Raw genomic sequence first — 13071 nt, forward strand, 5'->3', positions numbered from 1 at the left:
AGTCGTAACGCGCCTTTTTTTGTTTACCCTAAACTCTACGTTTCTATCCCAAATTTTTGACTTATTGTAAAAAGACAAAACTCATTAAATTCTATTAAATTTTCTGCAACTCCCTTAATGTATTCACCGCTAATGTCAATCTTATCATCTACGCTAAACTCACTAAACCTTCTACAGTAACTATCGTTTGCTAAACTTTTATTATGAATAACTAGATTTCTTCGTAAACTTGATTCAACAATTATCTTCCAGCCGTGAAAGTCTTTAAATTCTATGTTGAATTTTTCGAGATAGTATTTAGCGATATCCTCGGTACTGCCATAACCTATACTATCAACTGTTTTTTTTACTATACTTTTAACCAATTCGTCCATACTATCAAAATTTAAAATTTCATCATATGAAAGTTTGTCCTTTCCTGACTTAAGACAGTTAGTATTATTCATTAAAATACACTGCAAATAATCCTTAAACATTGCTTCTTGGCATGCAATCAAATATGACAGCGTCATTTCATTTAAAAATTGACTGTATTTCATTTGTTTAATGAAAACTAGTATAAATTTAGACAATGCTGGCGATGTAACCTTGAATTTACCTTCACCCTTCTTATTATTACTCTTATCTAAAGCTTGAATAAAAAAGTCTCTTAACTTCTCTCCTTCTGACGTAGTTTCAGGGTCAGAAGGAAGGCCAGCTTCTTTAATCTCATCAAGGTTCTTTTCTATATAAATATCTATTTCATTGATGAAATCTAATATCGTTCTTAGTTTAAAGTGATAATTTGACTTTATATGTTTCAAATCCCGGGAAAATATCATGTTTTATTTATGCCTAATGTTTTAGTTTTATTTACAGAGACACTGACAGTAAATCAGTCACGGTCTCTAACCCACCACCTGATAATAAAAACAGCAAGCCTGCCATATTAATGACAACGGTCAAATAATAGGTAACGCGAAATTCAGGCTTTTGTGACTTGTGGCGCAGATACGTCTGAGCCAATAGCGCCCCTACCCAACCACCTAGCGCACTTAACAGATGCAAGGTCGACTCAGGCGTACGCCAAGCGCCACTTTGCGCAGCAGCCTTGTCCTTAGCGTACATTGCATAAGTAATAACCCCTAATACTACATACCAAGCAAGTACTAACCAGTTTAGCTTATTCATGACCACCAATAAAATTAAAACGCCATAAAATCCAACGCCGAGGAACAGCCGTTTCTTTTGTCCAGCTTCAAACTCCGCTTGATGACTACGTTTTGCATTACGCTGACGGATTTGCTGATTCTTTTGTGCCATTTTCTGCTGTACAAAGCTCAGCTCTTGTACGTCTTTTGCCTGCATCCGCCCTTGATTGTCTTGCCCAAGCGTAAAGACGACTTGCTCACCCACTTCAGGGCGACGGCGCACTTTGAACTCATTAATATGAAAGAATACTAAGTCGCCCTGCTCAGTATCGATAAAGCCAAAGCCTTTATCATCTTGCCACTTCTTAATGTGACCTTGTTGCTTATTTGCCATGGTTGCTTCCACCCTCATTTAGACTTGCCAAATATAGTACACTATTTGCGTTACACTATTTACGCTTACAACCTTTCTCAGATGGCTTATCATTTCTTATACTTATCATTTCTTATATGAATTTTTTGACCTGACTTCCCAATCCCGCAACAGATGGCTTTTGACTATGAATGACTCGCAATTTATCAATCCCAATGAAGACACACGCATCACTTTTGGCAGCCTTGTAAAGCTGCATTTTGAAGTCTCCCTAGAGAATGGTACAGTGATTGACTCAACGTTTAGCCGCGATGCGCCAGTGACGCTGACCATTGGCGACGAGAGCTTATTGCCCGGTTTTGAGCAAGTGTTAATGAACCTGCGCGCGGGTGATACACGCTCTGCCCACCTCGATCCAGAGCAAGCGTTTGGCGATTGGAACCCTGACAATATTCAGCATTTTAGCCGCACCCAGTTTGCGCTGGTCGCTGACAACCCTGAAATCGGCATGATGATAGAGTTTGAGGACAAAGGCAAAAACACCTTACCCGGCACTATTAGTGCCATCAGTGACGATGAGATAGAAGTAGATTTCAATCATCCTTTAGCCGGTCAATCCGTCTTGTTCAAAGTGAAAGTATTTAAAGTAACACCGCCGGGCGTCACTGGTATCAAGCTAATGTAGTATAAAAATTGCTTTAGAGTAAAAACCTTATTTAGAATAAAAACAAGGATAAAAAGATGCAATATCAAAAACTGCCACAAATTAATGAAGGCGTTTCCAAAATTTGTCTGGGTACCATGACGTGGGGGCAACAGAATGACGAGACCCAAGCGCATGAGCAAATGGACATGGCGCTCAGCGAAGGGGTGAACTTTTGGGATACGGCTGAAATGTATCCGTCACCGCCAGATAAAGACAAGCAAGGCGATACTGAGCGCTTTATGGGCACATGGTTTAACAGAACCAAGCAGCGTAATAAAGTCGTCTTGGCCAGTAAAATATCACCGATGGATTTTTTACGCGACGGACAGACACGTTATACCGCAAAAGATATCAGTAGCGCCATCGATGGCAATCTTGAGCGTTTGCAAACCGACTATATCGATATCTACCAATTACACTGGCCCGAACGCCAAGCGAACTTCTTTGGTCAGCGCGGTTATACTGAAGAGATGGCAGCGCAATCATTGGAGGGTTTGACGCCTTTTTTAGAGACCATTCAAGCGTTAAATGACGAGATCAAAAAAGGTCGTATTCGCGCTTATGGGCTATCGAATGACACGGCTTGGGGTCTGATGCGTTATCTGTGGGAAGCTGAGAAGAATAATTTGATAGCACCCATTACTGTGCAAAACCCTTATAGCCTGCTGAACCGCTTATATGAAGTCAATATGGCAGAGATTGCGCATCGTGAGAATGTTGGTCTGCTTGCTTATTCACCGCTTGGCTTTGGTGTACTATCTGGCAAATATCTCGATGGTAAACGCCCTGAAGGTGCACGTCTCACTATGTATGATCGGTTTGCCCGCTATGTGAACGAGCAAGCAAAATCAGCCACCGTACAGTATGCCAAGATTGCCTCTGATGCTGGTTTGGATATGGCGCAAATGTCGCTAGCTTTTGTCAATTCACGCCCATTTGTGACCAGTAATATTATTGGGGCGACCAGTACTGAGCAATTAAAATCGAATATTGACAGCATCGATTTGACCTTAAGCTCAGACGTACTAGACGCGATTGAAGCGGTACATACCCAGCAACCCAATCCGTCACCTTAGTTTATTATCTTGACCTATTAATTTGATAGTTAAGTTAATTCAATGCGAACGTTGGTCTGATACAAATCATACTGTCATAAATTGCGACTAAGGTATTTATAAGTTAGCGTATTTACATCAAAAGCAAAAGGCGCAAATCGCTAGCATTATCACTGCGATTTGCGCCTTTTTTTGGCTGATTTTCTAATTTAACAAGCGATGCTTTAGATGCTTATACTTTAGAAAATTATGCCTTAGGGTCGGTGGTTAACACCCGTGTGTGTAGCTCAGCCAAGCCTTCTTGCATACGTTTTTGTAGCAAGTCAGTTACTGAGCTCTTATTTAGACCCTTCGGATCTATTGGTTCTAGCGGCAATACATAAGCGGTCACATCCTTAGTATCAAGCACTTTTTTTAGGCTCTCTGTCATCGTCAGCTTGCCATAATACGGCAGTGCTTCGCTGAGCGTACCGTCCTTATTGACATAAGCGATAACAATGGGGCGGACCGGTACATCTGCATCTATCGCTGCTTGTAACAAGGTACCATGAATGCGCTTGATTTTCTTGCCATCTGTGGTGGTCGCTTCTGGGAAGAATACCACCGAAAACCCTTTCGCCAAAAAGCTGGCTATCTGCGCTGCCACCGAGCCTGCATCGCCGGAACCGCGCTGAATAAACACCGTGCCTGCCGCATGAGCCAACTTGCCAAATACTGGCCACTCACCGATTTCTGCTTTAGATAAGAAAAAAGCCGGACTCACCGTGCCCACAACCGGAATATCCATCCATGACACATGATTGGATACCCATAGACCATGATGCTGTTGTACTGGCTCGACTTCGACGACCTTTACCCCAAATGAGCCGGCCATCTTGCGACAAAACGCTTGAATATAGCGTGGCAGCTTTTCGCGTGGTGGCTGTTTAAAGGCACCAATCCGCTGAGCGGCGCGTAGCCCTCCAGCGATCGTCGTGGTCATACCGGCAATCTGTTTGCCGCGACCCAATTGTTTTCTGAGTGAAAAGCCTGACTTAGCTTGGCTCATCTTCGTCCCTCATAATTGAATGTCTAGTTTTTGGATAGTGAAAAAACGAGCTAAGTATAACAAAATTCTGATGCTCAGTGATAGTTTGTTCACTCAGTGTTGTGAGCTGCTACTCCATATGTTCGTTTATATACTGGGTATTAAGAACTTTGAAAATTTGCAACGATAATGGCTGTAACATAAAGTCATCGCAAATTATGCGAATACCCTTTAATATCAAGTGATAAGACCACATATAGAGGGTCATATGAACGTTATATCAAAGCTAGCTGAATGGATAATAGCGATTTATTTACTTTATTAATAGGTGATACTCTTTGGATTATTTTGACAAACATAAAGGTGGCGAACGCGCCATTATCGTACATTTAGACATCCGCCAAATTCAAGATCCTGACGATCTTAACGAGTTTGAGCTACTGGCAGATTCAGCAGGGGCTGATCGCTTGGCGTTGGTTACTGGCTCACGCCAAAGACCCGATGCCAAATTCTTCGTTGGTAGTGGTAAAGCGGAAGAAATCGCTGAACTGGTTCGTGAGCATGACGCTGATATCGTTTTGTTCAATCACAGTTTATCGCCGTCACAAGAGCGTAACCTTGAATCGGTGGTGCAATGCCGTGTACTCGATCGTACCGGTTTGATTTTAGATATCTTTGCCCAGCGTGCGCGTACTTATGAAGGTAAGCTACAAGTAGAGCTGGCGCAGTTGAACCATTTGTCGACACGTTTGGTCCGTGGTTGGACGCATTTGGAACGCCAAAAAGGGGGTATCGGCTTGCGTGGACCGGGTGAAACTCAGCTTGAAACGGATCGTCGCTTATTGCAAACACGGGTAAACCAGCTCAAAACCAAACTGGAAAAAGTTCGCCAAACCCGTGCCCAAGGTCGAGCCCGTCGGCAGAAATCTGACGTACCGACTATCTCACTCGTCGGTTATACCAACGCGGGAAAATCTACCTTATTTAACCGCTTGGTCGATGAAAACATCTATGCGGCGGATAAACTGTTTGCCACGCTTGATCCTACTCTACGCCGCTTAGACTGGCAGGGTGTTGGTCGTGTGGTTTTGGTGGATACCGTAGGTTTTGTCCGTCACCTACCGCATGAGTTGGTTGAATCTTTTCATGCCACATTAGAAGAGACGCTAGAAGCCGATTTACTGCTACATGTCATCGACTCATCAAGTGAAGATATGCATGAGCAAATCCAAGCGGTGAAAGACGTATTGGCAGAGATTGATAATGATGTGCCCGTGCTCAACGTCTACAACAAGATTGACCTGACAGATGAGCCTGCCCATATCGGTTACGCTAGCGAAGGTCAGCCCAATCGCGTCTATGTGTCATCTAGACAAAATCTAGGAATGGAGGAGCTGTCACTTGCGGTTCAGCAGCTGCTTACCGGTACCTTGACGACCTTTGATTTGACGCTGCCTTATACGGCTGGTCAATTTAAAAACACCTTGTATGAGCTGGGCGTTATCTTAGAAGAAAGCTACGATGATAATGGTCATGAGTGCCTAACGATTCGTCTGCCTAGCGAACGCCTAAAACAGCTGCTGGGTCAGGCCGACTTGAATCCTTTAGAGGTATTGCCATTAGCGCAAGCCACGCTACTGATGCCCATACTGGAAGAGTTCGAGCAGCCTGATGAAGAGGATGAACCGTCTATGACAGCAGCCGAAGAACAAGCGTTTGACGAATTTAATGCCCTCAACGCTGAGACATTAGATTCAGAGCAGTCTAAAGCGCTAGAAACGAAAATTCCAGATTCACAGACTTAAATAGCTGCCTAATACAATGATGGGCTTATTAATACAATTAGTTGATTGGTATATTATGATGGATGGTATATTATGATGGATGGTTTAGTATAATCGATTGCCCATCATAAATTATTAAATGATAAATGATAAATGGACGCTATCAACGATATCGTCCATTTTTTTGACTTTTTTATGTCAGTGGTTTTTTAATAAAATCTAGCAGATCAATAACACGCCCTAGCAGCCCATAGGCTTTATTAGTTGGACCACTCTCTATATAATCGAGCTTTGTATAATCAACCAATCTTGCAGCCTAAAACTCGCGACACAAAATGCTGAGTGCTCAAGACTACTATCAATGTTAGCAAAAATATTCTTTTCTGCCATGCTCGTGGCTCTATGCCGACTCGCGCTTATAAATACACTCTCTCTGAATTGGCCAAAACTGCTTATGAAGTCCACTCATTCCTCGCGTATGCCCCTATGGATGTCCGTCATCCTAACATTGATCATGGTCATCTTTGTCCGCGAATCTGCCGTTATTATCTGTCAGTGGGCAGGTATCGAAAAAGCGGCCAATATCGTTGGCCTAGTCGCCATGTTCCTTATTTTGATGGTATGGCGATTACTCAAAGGTCTGCCCAGTTGGCTCACCCAAGCCAGCAACACTTTATTGGTCGATAGTGGCTTTGCTTTTTTGCCCGTGTCAGCTGGAGCAGGCTTGCTGCTATTTGCCTTAGGGGATGAGTTTTGGGGTGTGATGCTGACTATGTTGATCAGTACGCTCATTCCGCTATGGGGACTTGCTATCCTTGCCAATCACTGGCTAAGCAATAGCGCAAATACCAATACTACTCATAAGCAAGAACAGCAGCCTTGAGCTGTGTGACCAAGGAGATGTAATGACTTTTGATAGTGTATTGATGGCAACCCTTGCAGCAATATTATTAACCTTGGCAGCGCACGTCATTGCCCGCGTACTGGCACGTAAGCTATCGTGGCTACCGATGGTGATTACCGCTTTGGGGCTTGTCCTTTTATTCTTATTCATCCTGCAATGGGATTACAATAATTATTATAGCGTTGCCAAGCCCGTATTTGACCATCTATTAGGGTATGTAACGGTACTGTTAGCCGTGCCATTAGCGGCGATGAATTTTAAAGGCTTACCAGTCAAGAAGCTGACCTTAATCGTAGCCATGGCCAGCGTTATTGGTGCGTTACTACCCATGTCATTGGCGTACCTGTTTTCCTTAAGTCATGACACTATATTGGCGTTTGCCACCCGTTCAGTCACTACACCCATTGGTTTGAGCGTCGCCGATTTGATTAAAGCGCCACTGGCCATGGCTAACTTGATTATTATTGTCTCAGGTCTAATCGGTGGTACTCTAGCGCGCTTTTTGTTTCGCAGTATCGATGATGATCGTGCTAAAGGTTTGGCACTTGGCTTGGCTGCTCATGCTTTCGGCACGGTAGAAGCTTGGCAAATTAGCCACACTGCCGGTCGTTATGCAGCCTTTGGTTTGGCAGTTAATGGTTTGGTCACTGCCGTGTGGGTACCTATTTTTATCAGTGCCTTTTCCGTTTAAGAGCGTTTAGAAAACCCATCACTATTGTGGCCAATTTTTCGTCTTTACTGATCATTTACCGTCGCAGTCCGTCTATTGAGGCGTTTGTATCAACTTAAAAACACTGAAGCAAGTATGCAATCGATGCGCTTAAAACCCTTAGTGTGTTGATTTTTTTACAAATTAAAGGCGGCTTTTGTGCTTTGTTCTGCTAATCCTATGCGCTAAAAAGTTATTATATGTTATAGTAAGCAACTATTATTTTTTGTATCTATCGCAAGTGGTTTCTTGTTAAGCGTGGTTATTGCTAGGTGGCTATCTTCTTTATAGCTATAAAATCCTGCAAACACGGTAACCGCTTTAACGCGCAACATGACGCGCCTATAGGCAAAACAATTTGCTATTATTCGATAAAAAGTGATATCTCTATGATAAATATCTCCCCTTTGATTACCCGCTGTTTGTCTCCGCTTTTACTCAGCACCATTGCTAGTACACTTACCTTCTCCACGCTTTCGATGACTGCTCACGCAGGCAATATGTATATCTATAAAGACAAAGGCGGACAAGTACTGCTCACCAATGTCAATCCTAGTGGCAACTTTGATAAATTTACCAAAAAAGTGAAAGTGACTTACTACAAAGACTCTAAGATGTATGATGGCAGTAATAGCAGCGGTAGTGATTATGGTAACAGCACAGCAAGTAGTAGCGGTAGCCGCAACGCTTATGACAGTTATATTCGCGCCTCTGCCGAGCGTAATGGTGTAGATCCTGCCCTCATGAAAGCCATGATGCATACCGAATCCGCATTCAATCCCAACGCGCGCTCGCCTGTGGGTGCTCAAGGCCTAATGCAGCTAATGCCAGCCACTGCCCGCCGCTTCAAAGTGAGCAATCCTTGGAATCCTGCCGACAATATCGAAGGGTCTGCTAAATATATCGCTTGGTTGATGCGCCGCTTTAATAATAACGTCGAACATGCGGTGGCCGGTTATAATGCGGGTGAAGGTAACGTCGATAAATATGGTGGCATCCCGCCGTTTAAAGAAACTCGCAACTATGTCAAAAGCGTCATGAGCCGCTATCACAGCTTATATAAAAATGACTCAGGTTTGTCTGGTAGTAGCATGAGCGCCAGCAACAGCAATACCACTGCTAGTAATGGCATGCAAAAAGTCAGTTATGGCACTAGCAGCAATACCAATAGCGCCAGTTATGCCAATTCAGCGTATGCGGCCTTACGTTAATATAGTGACATAATGATCAGCGAAAAGTAATATCAATACATCACGCACTGCTGATATCAATTTTTCTTGCTTGCTGTGCCTGCGCAGACAGAGGCTGCAAAAAATTGATATCAGCAATACTGTCGCGTTTTTAGGATGTTTTGACTATAACTGTTAATGATATAACTAAATCAGCAGACACAAAAAAGCCCGTTATTAAATAACGGGCTTTTTTGTGCTTGATTGCTTCTTATGTCAAACAATCTATAAGTACTGAGCAAAAACAAACTCAGCACTTACTGCATTTTAAAACTTACTTATTAGCTAGTGCTTGAGTTGCAGCAACTTCAGCAGCGAAATCTTCTTGCTTCTTCTCAATGCCTTCACCAACTTCTAGACGTTTAAAGCCAAGTACTTTTACGCCTTCAGCTTTCAATACGTCACCAACTTTTTTCTCGTTGTCCATGACGTATGGCTGACGCAATAACGTTACTTCGTCTAGGTACTTACGTAGGCCACCTTCGATCATTTTTTCAACGATGTTGTCAGGTTTGCCAGATTCTTTGGCTTTGGCTTCGATGATGTCTTTTTCGCGCGCTAGTACATCAGCAGCGACGTTTTCGTCATCGACGGCAACTGGGTTAAACGCAGCGATATGCATGGCAAGGTTTTTGCCAGTGTCTGCGCTGCCGCCTTCATAAGATACCACTACACCGATACGCAGGCCATGACGGTATGCAGCGATGTTAGCGCCTTCAAGTACTTCAACACGGCGAATCTGGATATTTTCACCGATTTTTTGTACCAATGATACACGTGCTTCTTCAACGGTTTGACCATCGCCATATGGTAATTCAGCGATAGCAGCAACGTCAGTCACGTTGTTCTCTAGAGCAATGCTAGCCACTTTTTCTGCAAATGCATTGAAGCTGTCATCTTTTGCAACGAAATCAGTCTGGCAGTTAACTTCTAACAAGAATGCTTTGTTTTCGCCTTGAGCGATGATGATAGCGCCGTCAGCTGCAATGTTACCCGCTTTTTTAGCGGCTTTGGCTTGACCAGACTTACGTAGGTTATCAATGGCAGTTTCGACATCACCGTTTGATTCTTCCAACGCTTTTTTACATTCCATCATGCCAAGACCAGTACGGTCGCGCAATTCTTTTACCATTTTGGCAGATACTTTTACTTCTGACATAAGAGTTACCTTTTATTATGTATGTGAGTATTGTTATGTATGTGAGTGCTTAACTTCTATTCAATATTTTTATACTGTTTATAAATATTGTTTACAGATACTGTATTTTATAAGTACTGTTTATCAATACTATATTGCTCTTGTGGTGATGAAAGTGCACATCGTTGATCGTGACAACTGAAGTCATTGTGATAGCAGACACTGAGTATCACGAGTCCAACTATAAGCGATAATACTCACCTAATAACGAGCAATTCATCAACAACAAGGCATGACGAGTAGAACTACATCATGCCTATTGTGAGCTTATACGCTGTTAATATCTTTATATGGATGCTGACAGAGTCACTATCAAGATATCCTTACAAAGGTAAACCTTTTGGGTCAGCTATTTATTCTGCTGGAGTGGCTGCTTCTTCGGTAGCCGCTTCAGCTGGTGCTGCTTCAGTAGCTGCTTGCTCTACAGGTTGCTCTTGATCAGCTTTGCCGCCTGCTTGAGTCTGTGCGTATTCTTTACCAGCAATAATCGCATCAGCCATAGAAGTTACATACAAAGTCACGGCACGGATAGCATCATCGTTTGCTGGAATGATGTAATCAACGTTATCAGGGTTAGAGTTGGTATCAACGATACCGATAACTGGGATACCTAGATTCTTGGCTTCTTTGATAGCGATCGCTTCATGATCCACGTCTACAACGAAGATTGCGTCAGGTAGGCCGCCCATGTCTTTGATACCGCCTAATGAACGCTCAAGTTTCTCCATATCGCGAGTACGCTCTAATGCTTCACGCTTAGTAAGCTTAGCGAAAGTACCGTCTTCTGCTTGTTTTTCTAGCTCTTTTAGACGGTTGATTGACTGGCGAAGGGTTTTCCAGTTGGTAAGCATACCACCTAACCAGCGATGGTCAACGTATGGCATACCAGCGCGGGCAGCTTGTTCACGGATGATACCGCTAGCAGCGCGTTTAGTACCAACGAACAATACTTTATTTTTCTTAGCAGCTAAGCCGTTTACGTAAGTCAATGCTTCGTTAAACGCTTTTACCGTGTGCTCTAAGTTGATGATGTGAATCTTGTTACGGGCACCAAAGATATATGGTCCCATTTTTGGATTCCAAAAACGTGTTTGGTGACCAAAGTGAGCGCCGGCTTGTAGTAGGTCGCGCATTTCGATTTTGGTTGGATTCTTTGTAGCCATGTGAAATTCCTATTGGTTGGGTTATGCCTCCACATCACAAAAACTGCCTATCTAGCGACACGCATTTGCTAATGATTAGTGCTGATAAATATCGCACTAACTTTTTGCAAATTAATCAAGTCGCCAAACACCCAGCAATTTTTTGCCATGATGTGTGTGTCATTGGTTGATGGGTTGGTTTAAAAAATGAGCTATAATTTGAACGTATAGAATACTATATGATTAAAAATAACTGGGCTGTATTTTATCATAAAAGCATAGCTCACTGCTAGCGCTATTATTATGAGACGCGCAAGTTAAATATCAAATAAATGAACAAGGTATGAAACAATTTTTTGGATAAAAACCATAAAAAAACGACGCTTTAACGTCGTTTTTTCGCTGATTACTATCATTAGATCCACGAACAGCTACGTTCAGTGCCATGCTCAGACGATCAAACACGCCCTAAGCGATACAAATACCAATCACCGCTTCATAACCACGCCAAGTAAATGGCGTGACATAGCTTTGGCGATCTTTTGGTAAATAAGAGATGCTTGGCGCGCCCTCAATAATCTTGGGCGGCGAGATAATAAAATCTGAGCCAAACTCCGTACGCGCATTGCCTGAGATGGTATTGGTCATCTCACCCAGCAAGTCTTTCATCATCGTAATCGACGAATCGGGCTCGCCCATCACTTTTATGACTTCTCGCAACATCACGCTTGGCGCGCTCACATAAACGCAGCCTTCAATAGGCCCAGATATCTTAATAATGCCGCTATAATCATAACCAACGGCACTTTTATTGCTGTTCAAATACGGTGTATCAATCGCCACTGGCGCTTCATCAATCTGCGCAAAGAATGCGCTGATTGAGCTTAAAAAGACGCCTAATTTTTCTACTTTAACCATAATAGTGTATTGTCCATAGCTAACATCGATGAGGTGTGAGTGCTGCGCTTAATCTTGCAAACAAACCACAATTTCACCGACTTGACCGCGCCAAGTAACGGGAATGATAAAAGAACGCTCATCTTTGGGCAAAATAATACTTTGCGGTGCGCCCTTAAACACCAAGGGTACAGAGATATGAAATTTTGCACCGAACTCTTGGCGAGCGTTGCCAGCAATGGTGTTGGCCACTTCGCCAGCAAGATCGACAAAATTGTCTTCACTTTTATCCGTTTCACCCATACTGTCCAAAATACCTGCCAATAGCTCATGAGTAGCAGAAAAATATACCACGCCTTTTTGCACGCCCGATATGCCGATTACACCAGTATAGTCGTAGACTTTTGGCTGTTTATTTTCTAGTAAATAAGGCGTATCAACGATCAGTGCTTCACTACCGAACTGATTAAAATAGTTGGTGATGATATTCAAAAAAATATGTAAATGTTGTTCTTTCATAATGACATCTGCTTAAATCGTTGGCTAGAATTAGTCTTGCATCAGCTCATGTAAAGACTCGACAAGCTCTTCTTCTGAAAAAGGCTTACATAAAAACCCACTCGCACCCAACGATAATGCCTCAATGCCAGTCGATTTATCAGATAAGGCTGACACCACTAAAATTCGAACTTCTGGATCAATGGCAATTATTTTTTCGATACATTCCAGACCATCCATTTGTGGCATGGTTAAATCCATGGTGACGACGTCAGGACGATGCACATTGAATTTTTCAATGGCTTGCACACCGCTGGTCGCCGTGGCCACCAACATAAATTTTCCTGAATCGTACGCGCGCTGGATACGGTTTCGGATGATATTAGAATCATCAACAATCATTAATTTATACATAACGT

At 42.8% G+C, this 13071-nt stretch carries 14 protein-coding genes; 6 read left to right on the forward strand and 8 right to left on the reverse strand.

Going from position 1 to position 13071, the window contains the following annotated elements:
* Positions 1–35: 35 nt before the first annotated feature.
* A complete protein-coding gene (locus AAEY80_RS00800; protein WP_201607378.1) occupies positions 36–821 on the reverse strand; it encodes a hypothetical protein in 786 nt (261 codons plus the stop codon).
* A gap of 31 nt (positions 822–852) precedes the next feature.
* On the reverse strand, positions 853–1524 hold the full coding sequence (locus AAEY80_RS00805) for a DUF1294 domain-containing protein (RefSeq protein WP_350587749.1): 672 nt from the start codon (positions 1522–1524) through the stop codon (positions 853–855).
* 166 nt (positions 1525–1690) lie between these two features.
* Between AAEY80_RS00805 and AAEY80_RS00810 the strand changes: the two genes are divergently transcribed.
* On the forward strand, positions 1691–2188 hold the full coding sequence (locus AAEY80_RS00810; protein WP_201565886.1) for an FKBP-type peptidyl-prolyl cis-trans isomerase: 498 nt from the start codon (positions 1691–1693) through the stop codon (positions 2186–2188).
* Between the two features lie 56 nt (positions 2189–2244).
* Positions 2245–3285, forward strand: a complete 1041-nt coding sequence (locus AAEY80_RS00815; protein WP_350587750.1) for an aldo/keto reductase — start codon at positions 2245–2247, stop codon at positions 3283–3285.
* A 226-nt stretch (positions 3286–3511) separates the two neighbouring features.
* Here the strand turns inward: AAEY80_RS00815 and AAEY80_RS00820 are convergent, their stop codons facing one another.
* Positions 3512–4312: a lysophospholipid acyltransferase family protein gene (locus AAEY80_RS00820; RefSeq protein ID WP_025650928.1), complete on the reverse strand. Its 801-nt coding sequence runs from the start codon at positions 4310–4312 to the stop codon at positions 3512–3514.
* Positions 4313–4629: 317 nt separating this feature from the next.
* Between AAEY80_RS00820 and hflX the strand changes: the two genes are divergently transcribed.
* The 4 genes from hflX to AAEY80_RS00840 all read left to right on the forward strand — a co-directional run bounded on the left by hflX (position 4630) and on the right by AAEY80_RS00840 (position 8899).
* Positions 4630–6096 carry a ribosome rescue GTPase HflX gene (hflX, locus tag AAEY80_RS00825; RefSeq protein ID WP_025650927.1) on the forward strand — a complete coding sequence of 489 codons (1467 nt, stop codon included), beginning with the start codon at positions 4630–4632 and terminating at the stop codon, positions 6094–6096.
* 433 nt (positions 6097–6529) lie between these two features.
* Complete coding sequence (locus tag AAEY80_RS00830; RefSeq protein ID WP_101211818.1) at positions 6530–6958, forward strand: CidA/LrgA family protein; 429 nt, start codon at positions 6530–6532, stop codon at positions 6956–6958.
* Between the two features lie 22 nt (positions 6959–6980).
* Positions 6981–7670, forward strand: coding sequence for an LrgB family protein (locus AAEY80_RS00835; RefSeq protein WP_025650925.1), 690 nt, complete (start codon positions 6981–6983; stop codon positions 7668–7670).
* Between the two features lie 407 nt (positions 7671–8077).
* Positions 8078–8899 carry a lytic transglycosylase domain-containing protein gene (locus AAEY80_RS00840; protein ID WP_025650924.1) on the forward strand — a complete coding sequence of 274 codons (822 nt, stop codon included), beginning with the start codon at positions 8078–8080 and terminating at the stop codon, positions 8897–8899.
* Between the two features lie 292 nt (positions 8900–9191).
* Here AAEY80_RS00840 and tsf read toward each other — a convergent pair whose 3' ends face one another.
* From tsf to AAEY80_RS00865, 5 genes are all read right to left on the reverse strand, one after another.
* Positions 9192–10076: a translation elongation factor Ts gene (gene tsf, locus AAEY80_RS00845; protein WP_025650923.1), complete on the reverse strand. Its 885-nt coding sequence runs from the start codon at positions 10074–10076 to the stop codon at positions 9192–9194.
* A 392-nt stretch (positions 10077–10468) separates the two neighbouring features.
* A complete protein-coding gene (rpsB, locus tag AAEY80_RS00850) occupies positions 10469–11278 on the reverse strand; it encodes a 30S ribosomal protein S2 (RefSeq protein WP_025650922.1) in 810 nt (269 codons plus the stop codon).
* 447 nt (positions 11279–11725) lie between these two features.
* Entirely contained in the window at positions 11726–12175 is a 450-nt protein-coding gene (locus tag AAEY80_RS00855) for a chemotaxis protein CheX (protein ID WP_101211815.1), read from the reverse strand.
* A gap of 48 nt (positions 12176–12223) precedes the next feature.
* Positions 12224–12673 carry a chemotaxis protein CheX gene (locus tag AAEY80_RS00860; RefSeq protein ID WP_101211814.1) on the reverse strand — a complete coding sequence of 150 codons (450 nt, stop codon included), beginning with the start codon at positions 12671–12673 and terminating at the stop codon, positions 12224–12226.
* Positions 12674–12703: 30 nt separating this feature from the next.
* The gene (locus tag AAEY80_RS00865; RefSeq protein WP_350587751.1) at positions 12704–13066 is read right to left on the reverse strand and encodes a response regulator; all 363 of its coding nucleotides are present in this window, start codon (positions 13064–13066) and stop codon (positions 12704–12706) included.
* Positions 13067–13071 lie beyond the last annotated feature (5 nt).

The organism is Psychrobacter sp. 78a-MNA-CIBAN-0178 (assembly GCF_040309625.1).
Taxonomy (GTDB): Bacteria; Pseudomonadota; Gammaproteobacteria; order Pseudomonadales; family Moraxellaceae; genus Psychrobacter; species Psychrobacter okhotskensis.

Excerpts from the sequence above, each read along its gene's own strand:
- AAEY80_RS00800 (WP_201607378.1), bottom strand. The coding sequence starts at position 821 with ATGATATTTTCCCGGGATTTGAAACATATAAAGTCAAATTATCACTTT.
- AAEY80_RS00805 (WP_350587749.1), bottom strand. The coding sequence starts at position 1,524 with ATGGCAAATAAGCAACAAGGTCACATTAAGAAGTGGCAAGATGATAAA.
- AAEY80_RS00810 (WP_201565886.1), top strand. The coding sequence starts at position 1,691 with ATGAATGACTCGCAATTTATCAATCCCAATGAAGACACACGCATCACT.
- AAEY80_RS00815 (WP_350587750.1), top strand. The coding sequence starts at position 2,245 with ATGCAATATCAAAAACTGCCACAAATTAATGAAGGCGTTTCCAAAATT.
- AAEY80_RS00820 (WP_025650928.1), bottom strand. The coding sequence starts at position 4,312 with ATGAGCCAAGCTAAGTCAGGCTTTTCACTCAGAAAACAATTGGGTCGC.
- AAEY80_RS00830 (WP_101211818.1), top strand. The coding sequence starts at position 6,530 with ATGAAGTCCACTCATTCCTCGCGTATGCCCCTATGGATGTCCGTCATC.
- AAEY80_RS00835 (WP_025650925.1), top strand. The coding sequence starts at position 6,981 with ATGACTTTTGATAGTGTATTGATGGCAACCCTTGCAGCAATATTATTA.
- AAEY80_RS00840 (WP_025650924.1), top strand. The coding sequence starts at position 8,078 with ATGATAAATATCTCCCCTTTGATTACCCGCTGTTTGTCTCCGCTTTTA.
- tsf (WP_025650923.1), bottom strand. The coding sequence starts at position 10,076 with ATGTCAGAAGTAAAAGTATCTGCCAAAATGGTAAAAGAATTGCGCGAC.
- rpsB (WP_025650922.1), bottom strand. The coding sequence starts at position 11,278 with ATGGCTACAAAGAATCCAACCAAAATCGAAATGCGCGACCTACTACAA.
- AAEY80_RS00855 (WP_101211815.1), bottom strand. The coding sequence starts at position 12,175 with ATGGTTAAAGTAGAAAAATTAGGCGTCTTTTTAAGCTCAATCAGCGCA.
- AAEY80_RS00860 (WP_101211814.1), bottom strand. The coding sequence starts at position 12,673 with ATGAAAGAACAACATTTACATATTTTTTTGAATATCATCACCAACTAT.
- AAEY80_RS00865 (WP_350587751.1), bottom strand. The coding sequence starts at position 13,066 with ATGTATAAATTAATGATTGTTGATGATTCTAATATCATCCGAAACCGT.